General features: G+C 40.4%; 14 protein-coding genes. 10 read left to right on the forward strand and 4 right to left on the reverse strand.

Going from position 1 to position 18130, the window contains the following annotated elements; all coding sequences use genetic code 11:
• Positions 1 to 91 precede the first annotated feature (91 nt).
• The 5 genes from J4N25_RS18095 to J4N25_RS18115 all read left to right on the forward strand — a co-directional run bounded on the left by J4N25_RS18095 (position 92) and on the right by J4N25_RS18115 (position 7261).
• Positions 92 to 1651: a glycoside hydrolase family 30 protein gene (locus J4N25_RS18095; RefSeq protein ID WP_207423210.1), complete on the forward strand. Its 1560-nt coding sequence runs from the start codon at positions 92 to 94 to the stop codon at positions 1649 to 1651.
• A 20-nt stretch (positions 1652 to 1671) separates the two neighbouring features.
• On the forward strand, positions 1672 to 4083 hold the full coding sequence (locus J4N25_RS18100; protein ID WP_207423211.1) for a glycoside hydrolase family 2 TIM barrel-domain containing protein: 2412 nt from the start codon (positions 1672 to 1674) through the stop codon (positions 4081 to 4083).
• 23 nt (positions 4084 to 4106) lie between these two features.
• Positions 4107 to 5972: a glycoside hydrolase family 35 protein gene (locus J4N25_RS18105; protein WP_207423212.1), complete on the forward strand. Its 1866-nt coding sequence runs from the start codon at positions 4107 to 4109 to the stop codon at positions 5970 to 5972.
• Positions 5973 to 6034: 62 nt separating this feature from the next.
• Positions 6035 to 6853 carry an MBL fold metallo-hydrolase gene (locus tag J4N25_RS18110; RefSeq protein ID WP_207423213.1) on the forward strand — a complete coding sequence of 273 codons (819 nt, stop codon included), beginning with the start codon at positions 6035 to 6037 and terminating at the stop codon, positions 6851 to 6853.
• Positions 6854 to 6862: 9 nt separating this feature from the next.
• Positions 6863 to 7261 carry an SRPBCC family protein gene (locus J4N25_RS18115; protein WP_242695937.1) on the forward strand — a complete coding sequence of 133 codons (399 nt, stop codon included), beginning with the start codon at positions 6863 to 6865 and terminating at the stop codon, positions 7259 to 7261.
• A gap of 87 nt (positions 7262 to 7348) precedes the next feature.
• On the opposite strand, the gene J4N25_RS18120 is transcribed toward J4N25_RS18115, so the two are convergent.
• On the reverse strand, positions 7349 to 8149 hold the full coding sequence (locus J4N25_RS18120) for a polysaccharide deacetylase family protein (protein ID WP_207423214.1): 801 nt from the start codon (positions 8147 to 8149) through the stop codon (positions 7349 to 7351).
• Positions 8150 to 8293: 144 nt separating this feature from the next.
• Between J4N25_RS18120 and J4N25_RS18125 the strand changes: the two genes are divergently transcribed.
• From J4N25_RS18125 to J4N25_RS18135, 3 genes are all read left to right on the forward strand, one after another.
• Complete coding sequence (locus tag J4N25_RS18125) at positions 8294 to 9625, forward strand: sigma-54-dependent transcriptional regulator (protein ID WP_207423215.1); 1332 nt, start codon at positions 8294 to 8296, stop codon at positions 9623 to 9625.
• Positions 9626 to 9755: 130 nt separating this feature from the next.
• Entirely contained in the window at positions 9756 to 11480 is a 1725-nt protein-coding gene (locus J4N25_RS18130) for a sensor histidine kinase (protein ID WP_207423216.1), read from the forward strand.
• A 107-nt stretch (positions 11481 to 11587) separates the two neighbouring features.
• Entirely contained in the window at positions 11588 to 11794 is a 207-nt protein-coding gene (locus J4N25_RS18135; protein WP_207423217.1) for a hypothetical protein, read from the forward strand.
• Between the two features lie 365 nt (positions 11795 to 12159).
• Here the strand turns inward: J4N25_RS18135 and J4N25_RS18140 are convergent, their stop codons facing one another.
• On the reverse strand, positions 12160 to 12411 hold the full coding sequence (locus tag J4N25_RS18140; RefSeq protein WP_207423218.1) for a hypothetical protein: 252 nt from the start codon (positions 12409 to 12411) through the stop codon (positions 12160 to 12162).
• 479 nt (positions 12412 to 12890) lie between these two features.
• Between J4N25_RS18140 and J4N25_RS18145 the strand changes: the two genes are divergently transcribed.
• Together J4N25_RS18145 and J4N25_RS18150 are read left to right on the forward strand one after the other, a co-directional pair.
• The gene (locus J4N25_RS18145) at positions 12891 to 13061 is read left to right on the forward strand and encodes a hypothetical protein (protein WP_207423219.1); all 171 of its coding nucleotides are present in this window, start codon (positions 12891 to 12893) and stop codon (positions 13059 to 13061) included.
• Positions 13062 to 13150: 89 nt separating this feature from the next.
• On the forward strand, positions 13151 to 15541 hold the full coding sequence (locus tag J4N25_RS18150) for a PAS domain S-box protein (RefSeq protein ID WP_207423220.1): 2391 nt from the start codon (positions 13151 to 13153) through the stop codon (positions 15539 to 15541).
• 141 nt (positions 15542 to 15682) lie between these two features.
• Here J4N25_RS18150 and J4N25_RS18155 read toward each other — a convergent pair whose 3' ends face one another.
• Together J4N25_RS18155 and J4N25_RS18160 are read right to left on the reverse strand one after the other, a co-directional pair.
• Complete coding sequence (locus tag J4N25_RS18155) at positions 15683 to 16798, reverse strand: acyltransferase family protein (protein ID WP_207423221.1); 1116 nt, start codon at positions 16796 to 16798, stop codon at positions 15683 to 15685.
• Positions 16799 to 16902: 104 nt separating this feature from the next.
• Positions 16903 to 18105 (reverse strand): MFS transporter, encoded by a 1203-nt coding sequence (locus J4N25_RS18160; protein ID WP_207423222.1) that lies wholly within the window; start codon positions 18103 to 18105, stop codon positions 16903 to 16905.
• Positions 18106 to 18130: the final 25 nt, after the last annotated feature.

Raw genomic sequence — 18130 nt, forward strand, 5'->3', positions numbered from 1 at the left:
AGCTGGGGATTGTAAGGAATAGGATTAGAATGTTAATAATAGATCGGAGATGCGCTAATTGTTAGTTAGCATCTCTGATCAATTTAAGAAGATGAAAATAAAACATATAACCGCTATTATTCCCTTTTTGATTTTTGCCGGTATTGTTGCCTGCGGGAAAGATAAAGACTCGGGAAAGGCAGGGACTAGTACCGAAATAAGAAAAATCAGTGTAACGATTGATTTGAACAAAACTTACCAAACTATTGACAATTTTGGCGCTTCAGATGCCTGGGCTTGTCAATTTGTTGGTAATTGGCCCGATACGAAGAAAAACGCCATTGCTGACCTTTTATTCAGCAAGAAACTGAAAGCCGATGGATCGCCCGAAGGGATTGGTCTTTCTATGTGGAGATTTAATTTAGGGGCAGGTAGTGCTCAACAGGGAAGTAAAAGTGGCATTGCAGATGAATGGAGACGAGCAGAGTCTTTTCTGGATGATAACGGAAATTACAACTGGAATTTGCAGGCGGGCCAAATGTGGTTTTTGAAAGCGGCAAAAGAACGTGGCGTAAACCAGTTCCTTGCCTTTACTAATAGTCCCCCTGTTCAATTTACAATTACTAAAAAGGCTTTTGCAAATTCATCGATGCCTAACCTTTCTGCAGAAAATTATCCATCATTTGCCAATTATCTGGCTACTGCTATAAAAGGGATTTATGATAAAACTGGCGTCGCGTTCAATTACGTTAGTCCGGTTAATGAGCCTCAGTGGGACTGGAGTAATGGAGGCCAGGAGGGTACACCTTTTACTAATAATAATATTTCAGGAATTGTAAAAGCGTTGGACGCCTCTTTAAAAACAACCGGTTTACAAACCAAAATCCTGGTTTCGGAAGCCGGACAATACGAGTTTTTATACTCCGCTCATGGTAAGGCCGATAAGGGGAATCAAATTGATGCCTTTTTCAATCCTTCATCAGCAGATTACATCGGCAATTTAACCAAGGTTGAAAAATTAATTGCTGCACACAGTTATTTCACTACATCTACCTATGCAAAAGCGGTTTCTATAAGAAAAGAAATGGCTTCAAAACTAGCTTCAACCAACAACTTAAAGCTGTGGCAATCCGAGTATTGTATTCTTGGTGATAATGAAAATGAAATAAAAGGAGAGGGCCGGGATCTTGGAATGGCATCAGCTCTTTATCTGGCCAGAGTAATTCATAATGACCTTGTAAACGCAGGGGCCTCAGCATGGCAATGGTGGACTGCAGTTTCTCCCTATGATTATAAAGACGGACTTGTTTATATTGATAAGAATAAAACAGATGGAAATTTTTATAGCAGTAAGATGTTGTGGGCTTTAGGCAATTACAGCCGTTTTATTGTTCCAGGTTCAGTGCGCTTAAATACTTCCGCTATGGGCGAGCCGGAAGTTTTGATTTCATCTTATAAAACACCGGATAACAGATTGGTAACAGTAGCTATAAATTCAAATGCTCAGCAAGCCGAATTAACACTCAATACCAGTAGCGGGAAAATGAAAAATTTGACTTCTTATACTACTAATGCATCAAAAGATCTAACTGTAAAACAAGGTTTGCCTGCAGGAAGCAGCGTTATCCTCGAAGCAAACAGTATTACAACGTTTATTTCTGATTTTGATTAAAAAATACACACACTTAGAATATGAATAGATGCATTCTCTTTCTGATTTTAATCCTGCAGCTTAAGCTTGGCTACGCACAGGAGTATGGCAAGTCTTTGTTCAATGAGGATTGGAAATTTCATAAGGGCGAGTTCAGCAATGCTCAAAATGAAAGCATCAACGACAGTGGTTGGCGAGCGGTTAATCTTCCACACGACTTCAGTATTGAAGGCCCGTTCAGCAAAGAGTGGGCGAGTGGCACTGGTTATCTTCCGGGAGGAATAGGATGGTATCGTAAGTCATTTAACCTCGAAAAGCCTGATCCTGCTATCAAGACTTTCATCTATTTTGACGGTGTTTACAAAAACAGCGAGGTTTGGATCAATGGCCATTATTTAGGAAAAAGGCCAAATGGTTATATCTCCTTTCAATACGAACTTAGTGCTTATTTAAAAAAGGGAAAAAACACTATTGCGGTTAAGGTTGACCATTCAAAGTTCGCAGATTCTCGATGGTATCCTGGTTCCGGCATTTACCGTAATGTGTATCTTATTAAGAAAAATCTGGTTTATATTCCTACCTGGGGCGTTAGTTTCTGCACGCCTCAGGTTTCTGAGAAAAATGCTATTGCTCAGATTGGTGTTTCGCTTGCAAACAGTTCCGCGTCAAATGCATCCCTCAGGGTTGAAGCGAACCTTATTTCTGGTAACAAAACTTTAGCAAGTACCAGCAAATCTGTTTCTATTTCAGCATCATCAAACCAAGATTTGAAGTTTTCCCTGCCCGTGAATCATCCTAAATTATGGACGCCGGAAAATCATGATCTCTACACCTTAAACGTCAGAGTTCTAAAAGATGGAAAGCTAATAGACGAATATAAAAAGCAGGTGGGCTTCAGAAATATTCGCTTTGATGCCAATGATGGATTTTTCCTTAATGGTAAGAACATGAAGCTAAAAGGCGTCTGCGTACACCATGATGCCGGAGCTTTAGGGGCGGCTGTTCCGGAAGAAGTTTGGTTGAGGAGGTTGATGAAGTTGAAGGAGGTGGGATGCAACGCCATAAGAATGAGTCACTATCCTCATCAGGATTATATGTACGATCTATGTGATCAGCTTGGATTCCTGGTGATGGACGAAGCTTTTGATGAGTGGGAAGAGGGAAAGAACAAATGGATTGAAGGCTGGAATGTAGGCAAACCTGGCCGGGACGGATATCACGAAAATTTCAAAGAATGGGCTGAACGGGATTTGAGAGACATGGTATTGAGAACCCGCAACCATCCTTCTATTATTATGTGGAGCATAGGAAATGAAATCGACTACCCTAACGACCCTTATACTCACGAAGTCTTGAGCACTGGTCGTAATCCTCAGATCTATGGTAAGGGATATCAGCCAGGTAATCCTCCTGCGAGTCGACTAGCAGAAATATCGAAGCGACTGGTAGAGATCGTAAAACAGGTTGATACCACACGTCCCGTTACAGCGGCATTGGCCGGTGTGGTGATGTCGAATACCACCAGTTATCCTCAAAACCTGGATATTGTTGGTTACAATTATCAGGAATACCGCTACGAAGAGGATCACAAGACCTATCCTGGCAGAATTATATATGGAAGTGAGAACGGAAAAAATGCGGAGGCCTGGAGAGCTGTAGATACAAGTAAGAATGTTTTCGGACAATTTCTTTGGACTGGCTTTGACTTCATGGGAGAAGCACGCATTTGGCCAGTACGGAGCAGTGGTGCAGGACTGCTTGATCTTGCAGGTTTTCCTAAGACTGATTTTTATGCACGTCAGGCATTATGGCTTGATAAACCTATGGCCTTTTTAACAGTATCTAAAATTACAGAAGGATCAGAAGAACGATCCTGGAGAAATAATAAGCCATCCTGGAACTGGGAAAAAGGAGATAAAATCCGTGTTAATTGTATCACCAACGCCAACAAAGCGGAGCTTTTTCTCAATGGAAAGTCGCTTGGTGTGAAGACAAAGTCTGACAATATAAGAGGGCTGTTTTGGGAGCTTAGCTATGAGCCGGGGGAGTTGATGGTTAAAAGCCTTGAGAAAACAGGAAAAGCAGCTGCTTCTTTTTCGCTGAAGACATCTTCAGAACCTTCACATATCGGAGTAACAGTAGATAAAAGGCAACTAATCGCTAGTAAAAAGGGGGTAGCCCATGTTGAAATACAAATACAGGATAAGGAAGGAAATGCGATATTCGAAGCTGATAATGAGGTAGATGTGCAGGTAGAGGGGCCTGCTGTATTACTAGGCTTAGAAAGCGGAGATCTTGCCAGTCACGAAGATTATAAATCAAATAAACGAAAAGTATACAACGGAAAGCTGCTGGCCTATGTTCAATCAACCGGAAGGCCTGGCGATATAAAGATTAAAATTAGTTCGGTGGCCCTGAAATCAGTATTCCTAACATTAAAATCAGGTCGATAAAAAATCAAGATAAACACATAATTATGAATAAAATTGCTCGCAAACTTGCACTTCTTGGTTTGCTGTGGTCGGCAGGACAAGGTCTGCAGGCTCAAACTTCATCACACACTTTTGCATTAGCAGATTCTGTTTTCCTTTTAGATGGAAAACCTTTTCAAATGATCTCGGGGGAGATCCATTATCCGCGTGTTCCAAGGGAAGCCTGGCGAGCTCGAATGAAAATGGCCAAGGCGATGGGGTTGAATTCTATTGGTACCTACGTTTTCTGGAACGTCCACGAGCCGGAAAAGGGGAAGTACAATTTTTCAGGGAATAATGATATTGCCGAGTTTGTAAGGATTGCAAAAGAAGAAGGTTTATGGGTAGTGCTCAGACCTAGTCCCTACGTTTGTGCAGAGTGGGAGTTTGGAGGCTATCCGTACTGGCTGCAGAACATTAAAGGATTGGAGGTGCGTGGTAAAGAACCTCAATATCTTCAGGCATACCGCAACTATATAAAAGAAGTTGGAAAGCAGCTGGCTCCCTTACAAGTGAACCATGGTGGGAATATCCTTATGGTGCAGATTGAGAACGAATATGGTTCTTATGGTGCGGATAAGGAATACCTGGATATCAACCGCAAGATGTTTATTGAAGCTGGTTTTGATGGAATTCTTTACACGTGTGACCCTCAGGCTGCAATCAAAGACGGGCATCTACCAGGCTTGCTTCCTGCAATTAATGGAGTGGATGATCCTAAGAAAGTAAAGTCCCTTATTAATGAGAATCATGGAGGTAAAGGACCTTATTATATTGCTGAATGGTATCCTGCCTGGTTTGACTGGTGGGGAACCAAGCATCATACTGTGCCTGCAGAACAATATGCAGGTAAACTAGATACTGCACTCAGAGCTGGTATATCAATAAATATGTATATGTTCCACGGAGGAACTACCCGTGATTTCATGAATGGTGCTAATTTTAATGATAAGAATCCTTACGAGCCGCAGATCAGCAGCTACGATTATGATGCACCCTTAGATGAAGCAGGAAATGCAACACATAAATTCATGAAGTTCAGGGAGGCTATTCAACGTAATCTTCCTCCGGGAACCGTATTGCCTGCTGTTCCTGCGGCTAAGCCTGTTACCTCTACTTCGGCGGTTACTTTCACAGGAAGCACAAGTATCTTCGACCTTCTGTCTAATCCTGTATCAAACACAAAGCCTTTAACTTTTGAGGATCTAAACCAGGCCTACGGTTATGTAATGTATCGTACAACTGTAAATGGTGGTACAAGGCAAACGCTGAAGATTAAAGATCTCAGAGATTATGGAGTTGTCTTTGTGAATGGGACAAGAGTAGGGGAACTGGACCGTCGTTTGTATCAGGACAGTATTCAGCTTGAACTTCCAAAAGGGAAGGTTCGTTTAGATATCCTGGTAGAAAACATGGGACGTATCAACTTTGGTCCTTATTTGTTAAAAAACAAAAAGGGTATTACAGAACAAGCCTTACTTGGAGGAAAAGAGCTAAAAGGTTGGCAAATGTACAGATTGCCGTTTGATAACATCCAATCTGTACCTGCTAAAACTTCTGCAAGCATTCAACCTGGCGTTCCTCAGTTGAAAAGAGGCTATTTTACAGTATCAAAGGCAGCTGATACCTATCTTGATTTTTCTAACTGGGGAAAGGGAGTGGTATGGGTGAATGGTCATAACCTTGGTAAGTACTGGGAGATCGGTCCTCAACAGACCGTTTATGTACCGGTAGAATGGCTAAAATCAGGAAGGAATGAAATAGTTGTTCTTGAACTGAATAAGCCGGCACAAACTAAACTTCAGGGTATAGCAAAGCCGATACTCGATGTTTTGCAACCAGCATCGCAAGCCATTTCAAGTAAAAAATAATCAGAGCTGAACCTTTTTGCTTAAGAAGCCTCCTATTATGGAGGCTTTTTTTGCTTCAGTGAATGAATAATCTGGCTGGAAAAGCTGCAGAAGATTACATTTGTCTATACAATCCCATTATGGAAAATGTAACCCTTAATGCAAATATTCCAATCACCCTTACTGTTATTGGTTCTGGCGACGCTTTTGGAAGCGGAGGAAGGTTAACTACTTGTTTTCATGTAAAAACTGACTCCCATCAGTTCCTGATCGACTGCGGTGTTACATCCTTAACTGGTTTGAAGCAAAATGGCATTAAACAGGAGGATATCGACACTATCCTTATTACACACTTCCATGGCGATCATTACGGAGGCTTGCCATTTTTTTTATTGGAGGCCGCGGTTTACAGTAGAACCAAGCCAATAACGATCATTAGTCCTCCCGGAGCAAGGAAACGTATTGAAGATCTATTGGAACTTTTGTATCCCTCTACAAAAGTTTTGGAAAGGTTAATAGTTGATTTTAAGGAATATAAGCCTTATGAGTCGGTACATACAGATATTCTCACTGTCCAGGCTTTTCCGGTTATTCACACCCCTGCAGCTTTACCCCATGGTCTGCGTATTACTGTTGGTAACAAAATAATCAGCTACTCTGGAGATACAGAATGGACGCCAAATCTTATCCAACTTTCCCACGATGCTGATCTTTTTATCTGCGAGTGCAATTTTTACAAGTTAAAGATAAAAGGGCACCTGGATTATGAAACATTAAAGCAGAATCTGAGCTCATTAAGTTTTAAGAAAATCTTGCTTACACATCTTGATACGGAAGTGCTAAATAATATTAGTGATGTAGACCTGGATTGTGCTGCCGATGGAATGGTTGTAGATCTTTAATTTGAAATTATGAGAAAACTAAAGCAGGAGCAATTTTTACCTATTACGTTAGACGAGGCATGGGACTTTTTTGCTACTCCCCGTAATCTGAATGAAGTCACTCCGGCCGATCTTACATTTCAAATCACCTCTGACCTTCCAGACAAAATGTACGAAGGCTTGATCATCACCTATAAAATTAAGCCTATGATGAATATTCCCCTTGACTGGTGCACGGAGATCACGCACATAAAGGAAAAGGAGTTTTTTGTTGACGAACAACGGAAGGGTCCCTATAATATCTGGCATCATGAACATCACTTTAAAGAACAGGAGGGCGGAGTGTTGATGACAGATATCCTTCACTATGACATAGGGAAGTGGATAATCGGTTGGCTTGCAGGCGAGTTATTCGTACATAGAAGGTAAAGCAGATTTTCAGTTACCGGTATAAAGCATTACAAACGTATTTTGATAAGAAAATACTCTAACTGTTTAGCTAAGCTCTCGTGCCCCTTACCTTGACTGTTGTTTTCTGATAAACTCGGCAACTTCTACCATCGGGGCAATCCAAATGTTCTTCTCGTTCCGCTTAAGGTAGTTGATAAGCTTTTTATGTTCCTCGAAATCGACATTCAAATTATGTTCACCTCCAATTCCATGAAATAGAAAAACAATAAGCGAACCTGTATTTTCAGCTTCTTTTACTTGTTGGATCATTTTTTCTCCGGTAGTATTAGCCTCAAAGAACGCATCAATATTGCTAAGGTCTACTTCTTTTATCTGTGTGTATCTTGAAGTAACACCTCGCGCCCCTGAAAAATCATTTTTGAGGGATGAATAATAGAGGGAGTCTCCAATCTTAAGATCACCGCAGGGATAAGCATACGTTCTTCTGTCTTTACCATCTATAGCTTTTAATAGAGTATTGGCAATTCTAATTTCTTTCACTGCCCTTTCAACACTGTATTTGCTTAAGTCGCCTTCATCAGTTACAAAGCTGCGTCCTGGGAGATTTCCGTCGCACGGATGGTTTAGACTATGATTCCCTAATTCATGACCTGTTTTCGCTGCTTTTCTCCATTCGTCCATCCTATTTGAAACCACATTTGAAGCGGCAATCAAATAAAAAGTTCCTTTTAAATTCAGGGAGTCCAGTGCTGGAATTACTTTATCCAAATGAACGTTCAGTGCGTCATCGTACGTTAATACAACTGCCGATTTCTTACCATTCCAATTTCTGGTAGCATTTTGAGCGGAGCTGGTTCTATTGAGTAAAAGTAACAGAGCAATTACCGGGAGAAATCTGATAGTCATAAGCGTAATTCGTAAAAAAAATCAGGTCTATAATGTGGCTTGAAGATAGTAAGATATATGATGATCTGAAAATTTTGGCTTTGAGAAGAAATCCGTTGACAGACGTTGTATTAGACCAAATTCTTTCTAACCTTAGCATCAATTATGCAATCCATTCTGATTATAGACGATGAGCAAAAGTTAAGGGAACTTTTGGCAAGGATTTTAAAACTTGAAGGTTACAGGATACTTGAAGCCGACTGCCTAAAAGCAGCGGAAGCGATTTTATTGCGGGAGGATGTTCAGATCGTGCTTAGCGATGTCCGTTTACCGGATGGCAACGGTGTCGACTTTTCAAAGGTGGTAAAGGAAAAGTACCCTTTTATTGAGATTATTGTACTTACTGCTTTTGGGACTATCTCAGATGGCGTAAAGGCAATTCAATATGGAGCTTTCGACTATATTGTGAAGGGTGATGATAATGAGCGCATCATTCCATTGATCAGTAAGGCTTTTGAGAAGATCAAATTGCAGGACCGTATTAGGGAACTAGAAAGTAAGGTTTCAAGGAAATACAGCTTTGATAAGATAACGGGGCAGTCAGCAACGATAAAACAGGCAATTGCTCTGGCTCAAAGGGTAGCCCAAACCGATGCGACCGTACTGCTTAATGGAGAGACAGGTACAGGAAAGGAGGTTTTTGCTCAATCTATCCATCAGGCCAGTAAGCGTAATAACAAATCTTTTGTAGCTATTAACTGCAGTGCTTTTTCGCGAGAGATATTGGAAAGTGAATTATTCGGCCATACCGCAGGAGCCTTTACGGGTGCCGTAAAGAATAAAAAAGGATTACTAGAAGAAGCTGATGGAGGTACTTTATTCCTCGATGAAATAGGAGAAATGAGTGCCGACCTGCAAGCCAAATTGCTGCGGGTTTTGGAGAGTGGTGAGTACCTAAGAGTGGGAGAAACGAAGGTTTCTAAGGTAAATTTACGGCTAATAGCCGCCACTAATCGTGATCTTCCGGAAGAGATCAAATCTGGTAATTTCCGAGAAGACCTTTATTACAGGATATCGGTATTTCGAATTGTGCTACCCGCCTTGCGGGAAAGAAACGAAGATATCCCACTTATTGCCGAGTCGTATTTAGATGAATTCAACATCAAGTCTAATCAGAAAGTTAAGGCTTTAAGTGAGGGTTTGAAAGACAAATTGAAGCAACTTCCCTGGAAAGGAAATGTAAGAGAACTAAAGAATGTGATGGAGCGAATGATCATTCTGGCAGAGGGAGAATTATTAACAGAGGCAGATCTTCCATTTGAATACCAACTGGAAACAGGGCAAAATTTATCTTCTTTGAGCTTAAATGGTATAGAAAAAGCCCATATTCAAAAAGTACTTCAATTGGTAAAGGGAAATAAAGCCGAAGCGGCTAAGATCTTGAATATTGGCCTTACTACTTTGTACCGCAAGATTGAGGAGTATCAGCTCGCTTAATTTTCAAAATGAAATTCCTTTTTTCATTTCGGAAAAATCTTAACCCGAAATAACAGGTCAAAGGCGTTTATACGTGCATAAAAAGGGGTTTCCCATTTCTGGCACGTCAATAGTATAACCATTAACACAAATGAAGATAAAAAGCAAACTTCAGTTAGGAATCGGACTCTTATTTCTCCTCAACCTCATTGTAGGTGTCCTTGCGGGATATTATCTGCAACAGTTGTCGGAAGTTTCTCAGTCGATCCTTTCATCCAATTACAAGAGTTTGCAATACGTAAGGCAGCTAAATAATCAGCTTAGCAAGTCGGAGGGGCTGGGCCGGGAGCAAATGCCATTGGTAGAAAAGTATCTTAGTTTGCAGGAAGCTAATGTGACAGAAGCGGGGGAAACTGCTGCTACGCAACAGATCCGTCAAATTATTGATAAGGTGAATCAGAGCGGTGGAGGAAATATAAGTAACGCTCAGAAGATACAAATAGAAAAGTTGATCGACAGAATAGAGAAAATAAATCTTAGGGCTATCTATATCAAGAATATCAGGAGTCAGCAAATTGCTGAAAATGTAAGCCTGGTTCTAGGGTTGATCACCGCCTTTTGTTTGCTGGTCGGTTTTTCTTTCATGGTGAACTTCCCTGGATATATTGCTAATCCCCTGCATGAATTACTCGATGGTATTAAGGCTATCGCTAACAAGCAATACAATCAGCAGCTGAAGATCTATACAGATGATGAATTAGGTGAGTTAGCAACGGCGTACAACAGTATGGCACAGAAACTTGGAGAATACGAGAGCAGCAATCTTGCCAAAGTACTTTTTGAGAAAAGACGTATCGAGACGATCATCAACAGTATGACAGATGGGGTAGTTGGTTTTGATGCAGACGATAAGATCCTGTTCGTAAATCCAATAGCTTCTGATCTTCTCAAACTTAACAGTGCAGACGAGGGAAAGTACGCTCAGGAGGTTGCAAAGGGAAATGCCATTTTCAATAAGGTTTTCCTGAAAGAGGACCATAAAGAAATAGAGTTTAGTACTCGGAATGGAGAGTGCTTTTTCGCGAAGGAAACGATCGCGGTGAAGAATCAGGAGGAGGCCATCGGAAAAGTGATCATTTTAAATAATATCACAAGCTTTCATGAACTAGATGCTGCAAAAACAAACTTTATTGCTACTATCTCTCACGAACTCAAGACGCCTATTTCTTCTATCAAATTAAGCTTAAAACTTTTGGAAGATGAAAGGATCGGGAAGGTGAATGATGAACAGCAATCCTTAATTCAAAACATCAGGGACGATGCAACGAGGTTATTACGGATAACAGGAGAACTACTTGATCTATCCCAATTAGAAAGTGGTAACATTCACCTTTTCATACAGGAAGCACAGGCAAGAGCCATTTTGGATTATGCCCGTACAGCAGTTCAATTTCAGGCAGATCAGAAAGCTGTAGAACTGGAAGTATTTACCGAAGAGGGGATAAGCACGATCACGGCCGATGAAGAGAAGACTGCATGGGTATTAGTAAATTTCCTTTCCAATGCTTTAAGATACAGTCCTTCAGGGAGCAAAATTTTAATTCAGGCTCGATTGAAAAGGGACATGGTAGAATTTACCGTGACCGATGAGGGGCCAGGCATTGAGCTGCAATACCAGAAGAAGATCTTTGAAAGGTATTTTCAGGTTCCTTCTGAGACTGGAAAAAAGACTGGAACAGGTTTAGGGCTCGCAATTTCAAAGGACTTTATAGAGGCGCAAAAGGGACAAATTTTTGTTATCAGCAAACCCGGCAAGGGAAGTACTTTTGGATTTACCATACCTAAAACCAGGCAGGATATTAAAGTGGAGACCTGACATTGGTTTTAGAGAAGCAGCCTTAGCAAGTAACAAATGAATATGTATATCACAAAAATGGTGGGTTTAAAGCCGCCCAGGAAGAGGACACCCTAATGGGAAGCTTTATGAGACCAATTGAATTAGCTAAAGATTTTAAAGCAGCCGGGATAATAGTGTTGATGGTCGTGCTCCTTACGATTATTGCCGGTATTTTTTCAGCACAGGGTTCAAGGCCTGTAAAACTGGATTTTGTCTTTTTTCCGGGCATTCAAAAGGCGCTTGGAATTAGAATTCCTGCTTCAGATTTCCTGGATAGTACAGCTAATCATTAAAATAGCTTCATTACGCACATTTTAACTAATCTATATAAAATGGAAACAAAAAAAGATGGATTTATTTCCATACACATCACGCTTTTAAAAAAAGCAGCGGGGCTACCTTAAACCTTAAGCACGATTAATAACCTGACCTTATCACATTTTTTTTGAAATATGGAATCACATAAACACGTACATAAATTATCCGCAGCAGGAGTATTGATCAGTTTATGAATTATCTACAGAGATATAGGTACATCTCCACTGTATGTATTCGCATCAATAATTGGAACACGGGTAATTACGTAGGATCTTATACTTGGATGCTTATCCTTTAAGGAGCTAATCGCCATTGCAAACAATGAGTTTGTTTATTGGAGCTAGGAATTACTTATAAGCAATTCTTCGATAGATCTTCCAATGTATTCGGCAGGTTGATGCATAAAACCTCCTTCGACCCATTCCCATCCGCCATCTTGGGTATAATGGATCACTCCAACTGGAACCGGGCCCTCGCAAAGGGTATAGTAAGAAGGAAGGTCTCTTCCATCACAACCTATAATTACGTCTAACCTATAATTTCTATCTGCAATAGCAACCCAAACGGTAAATGTATTAGAATGATTTTCCATATTCCTTTATACGAACCTAATAACGTCGATTTTGCATGCAATATATAATTTTCCTAAGAAAAATTATATTGCTAGGATCACTAATAAAGGCAGTCTTCTCAACAACACTAGTAAGAGAAAGCAGGCTTGTCACTAAGGGGAATTACTATGGTATTTTATGTACGTTCCGGTGACATTTCCTATATAACAAAAGCTAAATAATCACGTAATAGTTTATAATTGTGATAAGGTTTAGGTTACCCTGTTTGCTCTCATAGCGACAGGGTTTTTCATTTTATTCTTGTAATGATCTCGGTCTTTAAGAATCTTATTACACCAAAGGATCCGGGAAGAATTATCTGAATTCAGCAATTGGTATTAAAAGAACAATCGTGGGAAAAAAGTGGTAATCATCTTTGTGTTAATTTGATACCACGTTGAAAACTTAATTTCCTATTTTTTCTCATTTCTGCCAGTTTTGAAGCTCTAAAATTCGACGTATGAAATTTAATGTTTTAGACAAAGTAAGGGTGAAAAATACGGATCAGGCTGGTTACATTTCGTTTCCCTATAACTATGGGGAAAAGGTTGTTGTTACATTGGATGGTGGAAAAGACAGAGAGTTTTTCGAAGATGAACTGGAGTTGATCACAGAAGAGGCAGTCTTTTAACCATGTAGGGCTTTAATCACCCTGCAGCGCTACTCTCGCAACTTATTGTTACATAGTATCTTTTGTTTCTTTTACTCGTATAATGTTTTATGGATGTTAAAATCATCAGTGAAACGGAAAGTGCGAGGGTTAAAGCGTTACGGGATTATCAAATATTAGATACCGGGGAGGAAATTCAATTCGATTCTATAGCCTGGCTAGCATCCTATATATGTAATGCCCCGCTGGCCTTTATTACCTTCATTGACGACGATCGTCAGTGGATAAAAGCTAAAGTCGGGATGGAAACTCATGAAATACATAGAGTTCTATCTTTTTGCGATTATACCCTTAGAGAGGAGCAAAACTTTTTTACAGTTAAGGATCTTTTATCTGATCACCGGTTTGCTGATCTTGACATTGTAGAAAGCGAGCCGCGAATCAGGTTCTACGCCGGAACCTCGTTGGTTAGTCCTGATGGTCACAAAATAGGCACTATATGCGTGATGGATTTTAAGCCCGGGGATCTGGATGAAAAGCAAAGGCAAGCGTTGGATATCCTCTCCAAAGAGGTGGTACTAAATCTCCAAACGAGGAAGAATAACTGTGTGCTAAAAGATCTGCTGGAGAAGGCTCAAAGGTTTCATAACCTTTTCAATAATTCCAGTGAACTTCACTGCATTACAGATAGTGAGGGCACGATTGCTTTTGTGAATTCCTCCGTTAATGAACTGCTGGGATATAGAATAGATGAAGTAGTTGGACGGAATATTTGGGCATTTGGGGTAGAGGGTGAACGAGAACGAGTGATGCCATCCGTTTATGAAGCGATAGGACGAGGAGAAAATCGATTCCAGGTGGAAACCTTGATCCAGACAAAGGACGGGTCTCTGAAGTGGTTTGAATGGGCCGACGTAATCATGGACGGTTATTGGCTGGTAAATGGACGAGATATTACCGAAAGGAAGGCTTATGAGATGCAGCTTAAAACCCTAACTGTAGCTGTAGAAAAGTCACCTGCAGGAGTGATTATTCGTAATGAGAAAAACGAGATTCAATGGATGAACGAGGCCGCCGAGAACATTATTGATTTTAGTCTTGATGAGTTGAAAGGTACGGATATTGGCGATCTCCTGGTAGGGCCTGAGACTGATATTGAAACATTGAAATACGCAAAAGATTGTGTCCAGGAAAGACGGGCCTATGAAATTGAGATAGTCCTGTATAAGAAAGGTGGGAAAGCTGTATGGGTACTCCTAAGGAACAATCCGATTTTTGATGGGACTGGAACATTGCAGAGTCAGATTTCAATAGCTTTAGATATTACAGAGAAGAAAAAAACAGAGTACCAGCTTATAAAGGCCAGGCAGGACGCAATCGATCTGAGTAAATCAAAAGAGGTTTTCCTTTCCGTGATGAGCCATGAAATGCGTACACCGTTAAACGCCGTAATCGGGATGACACGCATACTTAGGGCAGAAGATCCCTTGGAAAGGCAACTAGACAACCTCAAAATTCTGGAGTTCTCTGCAGAAAACCTTCTTACACTTATCAACGACGTTTTAGATTACACCAAGATTGAAACTGGGAATCTTCAATTGGAAGAGGTGAAGGTTGATATAGTCGAACTGATGTCCAAAACAATAGAGTCGTTAAAGTTCAAAACAGAGGATAATGGAGTCAATCTCCTTTTAAGCATTGATCCCCTTACGCCAAAGCGTGTCCTGAGTGATCCAACAAGATTGTATCAGATATTCATGAACTTGCTTGGCAATGCCGTCAAGTTCACGCAAAAAGGATTCGTTAAAATATCATCCAGCGTTATAGTTGCAAACGAAGAGTTTGCTACCGTTAGGTTTGCTGTAGAGGACAGCGGGATTGGTATTGCACCGGAAAAGCTTTCGAGTATTTTTGATGCCTATTCACAGGCGGAGAGAGATACAGCGCGTAAGTATGGCGGTACAGGCCTTGGCCTGTCAATCACTAAAAAGTTAGTAGATTTATTTGGATCGAAGATTTCAGTGACGAGTGTAGTGGGGCAGGGAACGTGCTTTTCTTTTGAGTTAAAATTAAGGCTTGTTGCACTTGAGAATTTGAAAGTTGAGGAACACGCTGTTGAAACTGCAATTAATGCTACGGTTTTGGTGGTTGATGACAACGCGATAAACCGTTTGCTGGCGAGAAAAGTTTTAGAGAAATGGAGTTTGATAGTGGAATTTGCAGAAAACGGAAAAGAAGCTGTTGAAAAAGTAATGGCAAAAGACTATGACCTGGTATTAATGGATATTCACATGCCTGTTATGTCGGGGGAGGAAGCTGTTGAGGTAATCAGGGATTTGCCGGAAGTAAAATATCAACGACTACCAATCCTCGCACTTACCGGTAGTGTCGCACAGGACGACGAGGGACGTTATAGCAAGGCTGGGATGGATGGCTTCATTCTTAAGCCCTTTGATCCCAAAATTTTGTATAAGGAGCTAAGGAAGTTCCTGATTCAGTAGAAGAGATTTATAAATTTATTTAAAGATTTATGAAACCTTGCTATGAACGTTTCGTATACGTTTCCGAGAGCGTTAATTTAGATTAGAAATGCCAGGTGTTATGCCTGGCTTTTCTATTTTTAGATCTTCAATATTTCTATATCACGCCCTGGCAAACTTTAGCCTTTTGCCTAAATACCGACTTGTTCTAAAGTAAACTGCACTTATTTCTCCATTAATTATTAGATTGAATATCTCTTTTGAAAGCAGTAAGCGTGATACTCCTAAAGAGAATAACAGCAGTAAGATAGCATAAAGAATCTCTAAAGGGATGATTTTAGCAGTGTGGAGAGAGGGTTGCTGATAAATAAGCGAACTTACATGTTTGCCTATATAAAGCCAGTACGGGTGAACGAGGTAAATCAGGAATACGGTTTTCTCTTTAAAGTAATTTCCGGTTTTAATTCGTTCACGATAGTTGAATAACAGAACAAGCAATAAAAAGGTGTATATAATATTACTGAATCGAAGGATATTTCCCGGATCCGTACGAAGGTTAGCTTCTTGAATGCTATAGCTTTCGTAAACACTTAGACCAAAGGCTGAAAGCGTTGCAAAGGTAGTGGATAAACGTAACATTAGACTCGACTTTAAATAGCCAAGGAAATGCTTGATCGGCTGGAAATAAATAAAAAGTAACCGTCCCAGGAAGAAAAAGCTGAAATAGGCTAAAATGGCACTATTATGTTTTCGTGGGATCCAGTGGAAGTAAATATTAATGCTATAAAATAAGGTTATTAAAATTGCAGGAACCAGGAGGAATTTAACCAGCTTTATACTCCTTATGTAGTTATTCAGCAGTAGTATCAGAAATAGATTAATTGGAAACCAATAAATTGATCTGAAAAAAAGATTGAACAGTTCCTTTCCTGCAAACTGAAGATCTATAGCTTGCTTTTTTTCCCCGAGCTGAGGAAGGACCAACAAGTTAAGCACTATCCAGGGAAATATAAAAATTAGGGTCGGGATAAGGATAGTTAGGGCCTTTCGCCTTATTAATTCAGCGTAGCTGTACTTATTCACCGAATTTTGAAAAAGGAAGCCCCCGATAATCATAAACAGAAGGGAGCCAAACTTGAAAAATTGGCTGTACAACAAATATCCGGTGGAGTATTCCGTGTTCGCAGATATACCTATTTGCGCATGATTAAGAATAATAGCTACAATGGCTACCACTCGCAAATTTGCGATGGCAGAAAAACGTAAAGTTCGATTCATAGGTGAGAAAGGGATGTCATGTTTACTAACGCTAACTCACCGTGGCTGTTTTAATTAATGTTCATCCAACTTTTTGTACAGTAAATGCCAGTTGCAGTTTTCTATTAAACTTCATCAAATGCTTTGGCTCTCGATACAAGAAAAGCTATCAATAGTCCAAAGCATCCTATTAAGGCGTACGAGTACCGAAGACTAGATATTGCAGAGATATAGCCAATCAAAGGAGGTCCTAACAGGAAACCGAAATAGCTTATACTGGAAACCATGGCTAGAGCGGTCCCTGGCGAGATACGTTTATTTTTTCCTGCAATACTATAAAGCGTTGGAACCACACTCGAGACGCCAAGACCAACAAGCATGAAGCCGAGGGTAGCAGGAATTATCGATGGAAAGAACACAGAGATTGCCATTCCTGTAGATATAGTTAGTCCGCTATATTGAATTGTCCTTTTCCTGCCGAAACTTGAAATAATCCGGTCGCCTATAAATCTTCCTGTCGCCATCATTACCATAAAAGAAGCATAACCTACAACAACAAAACGTGCCGGAGCTTCGACTATTTCTTTAAAATATACACCACTCCAGTCAAACATTGCTCCTTCCGTACCCATGCAGCAAAAGCCTACAACACCGAGTAATGCCAGTGATGCATCTGGTTTTACAAAAAAGTTCCCCTGCGAATTTGAATTAGATGAAGGCTTGGTTGACACTAAAAAGCGATGATTGATAAGTGTGTTCGCGAAAATAAGTAGTATAATAAAGCAGAAGTGCTCAAAAGGGTTCATTTCCAGATTTATCATTGCTAAACCTATTAGTGCCCCTGTGAATCCTGCCACACTCCAGGCACCATGAAAAGAGGCCATTATTGATTTTCCATATAGTTTCTCTGCCTCTACTCCCTGTGTATTAATGGAAATGTTGGCAATATTGCCAATAATTCCAAATAGAAAAAGAGAAGCCATAAGCAATAAGGAGCTGGATGCTAGTCCTAGCAGACATAGGGCCAATACATACAAGGGAGCAGCAATGACAATTATCTTTCTACTTCCACACAGGGAAACTAATCGTGCTGAGAGGGGCATAGTGCACAGTTGCCCTGCTGGTAAGGCTAATAGAATAGTTCCCAGCGCCGCATCAGAAAGCTCCAAGTTGTGCTTTATATCAGGAATGCGACTGGCCCAGGAAGCAAAAGCTATGCCCTGACCGAAATAAAAGGACGAAACAGCAAACCTCATTCTTTTCAAGCTAATGGGATGTTCCTGGGAGTGCTTATCTTCTATATCTATATTTTTCTGGGAAACCTCCATATATTAATATTTTATTGCTGGCAAA

The sequence above is a fragment of the Desertivirga brevis genome (assembly GCF_017355835.1).

Coding starts and splice junctions, on each gene's coding strand:
- J4N25_RS18105 (WP_207423212.1), top strand. CDS start 4,107: ATGAATAAAATTGCTCGCAAACTTGCACTTCTTGGTTTGCTGTGGTCG.
- J4N25_RS18115 (WP_242695937.1), top strand. CDS start 6,863: ATGAGAAAACTAAAGCAGGAGCAATTTTTACCTATTACGTTAGACGAG.
- J4N25_RS18120 (WP_207423214.1), bottom strand. CDS start 8,149: ATGACTATCAGATTTCTCCCGGTAATTGCTCTGTTACTTTTACTCAAT.
- J4N25_RS18150 (WP_207423220.1), top strand. CDS start 13,151: ATGGATGTTAAAATCATCAGTGAAACGGAAAGTGCGAGGGTTAAAGCG.
- J4N25_RS18130 (WP_207423216.1), top strand. CDS start 9,756: ATGAAGATAAAAAGCAAACTTCAGTTAGGAATCGGACTCTTATTTCTC.
- J4N25_RS18155 (WP_207423221.1), bottom strand. CDS start 16,798: ATGAATCGAACTTTACGTTTTTCTGCCATCGCAAATTTGCGAGTGGTA.
- J4N25_RS18145 (WP_207423219.1), top strand. CDS start 12,891: ATGAAATTTAATGTTTTAGACAAAGTAAGGGTGAAAAATACGGATCAG.
- J4N25_RS18135 (WP_207423217.1), top strand. CDS start 11,588: ATGAGACCAATTGAATTAGCTAAAGATTTTAAAGCAGCCGGGATAATA.
- J4N25_RS18160 (WP_207423222.1), bottom strand. CDS start 18,105: ATGGAGGTTTCCCAGAAAAATATAGATATAGAAGATAAGCACTCCCAG.
- J4N25_RS18095 (WP_207423210.1), top strand. CDS start 92: ATGAAAATAAAACATATAACCGCTATTATTCCCTTTTTGATTTTTGCC.
- J4N25_RS18125 (WP_207423215.1), top strand. CDS start 8,294: ATGCAATCCATTCTGATTATAGACGATGAGCAAAAGTTAAGGGAACTT.
- J4N25_RS18100 (WP_207423211.1), top strand. CDS start 1,672: ATGAATAGATGCATTCTCTTTCTGATTTTAATCCTGCAGCTTAAGCTT.
- J4N25_RS18140 (WP_207423218.1), bottom strand. CDS start 12,411: ATGGAAAATCATTCTAATACATTTACCGTTTGGGTTGCTATTGCAGAT.
- J4N25_RS18110 (WP_207423213.1), top strand. CDS start 6,035: ATGAATAATCTGGCTGGAAAAGCTGCAGAAGATTACATTTGTCTATAC.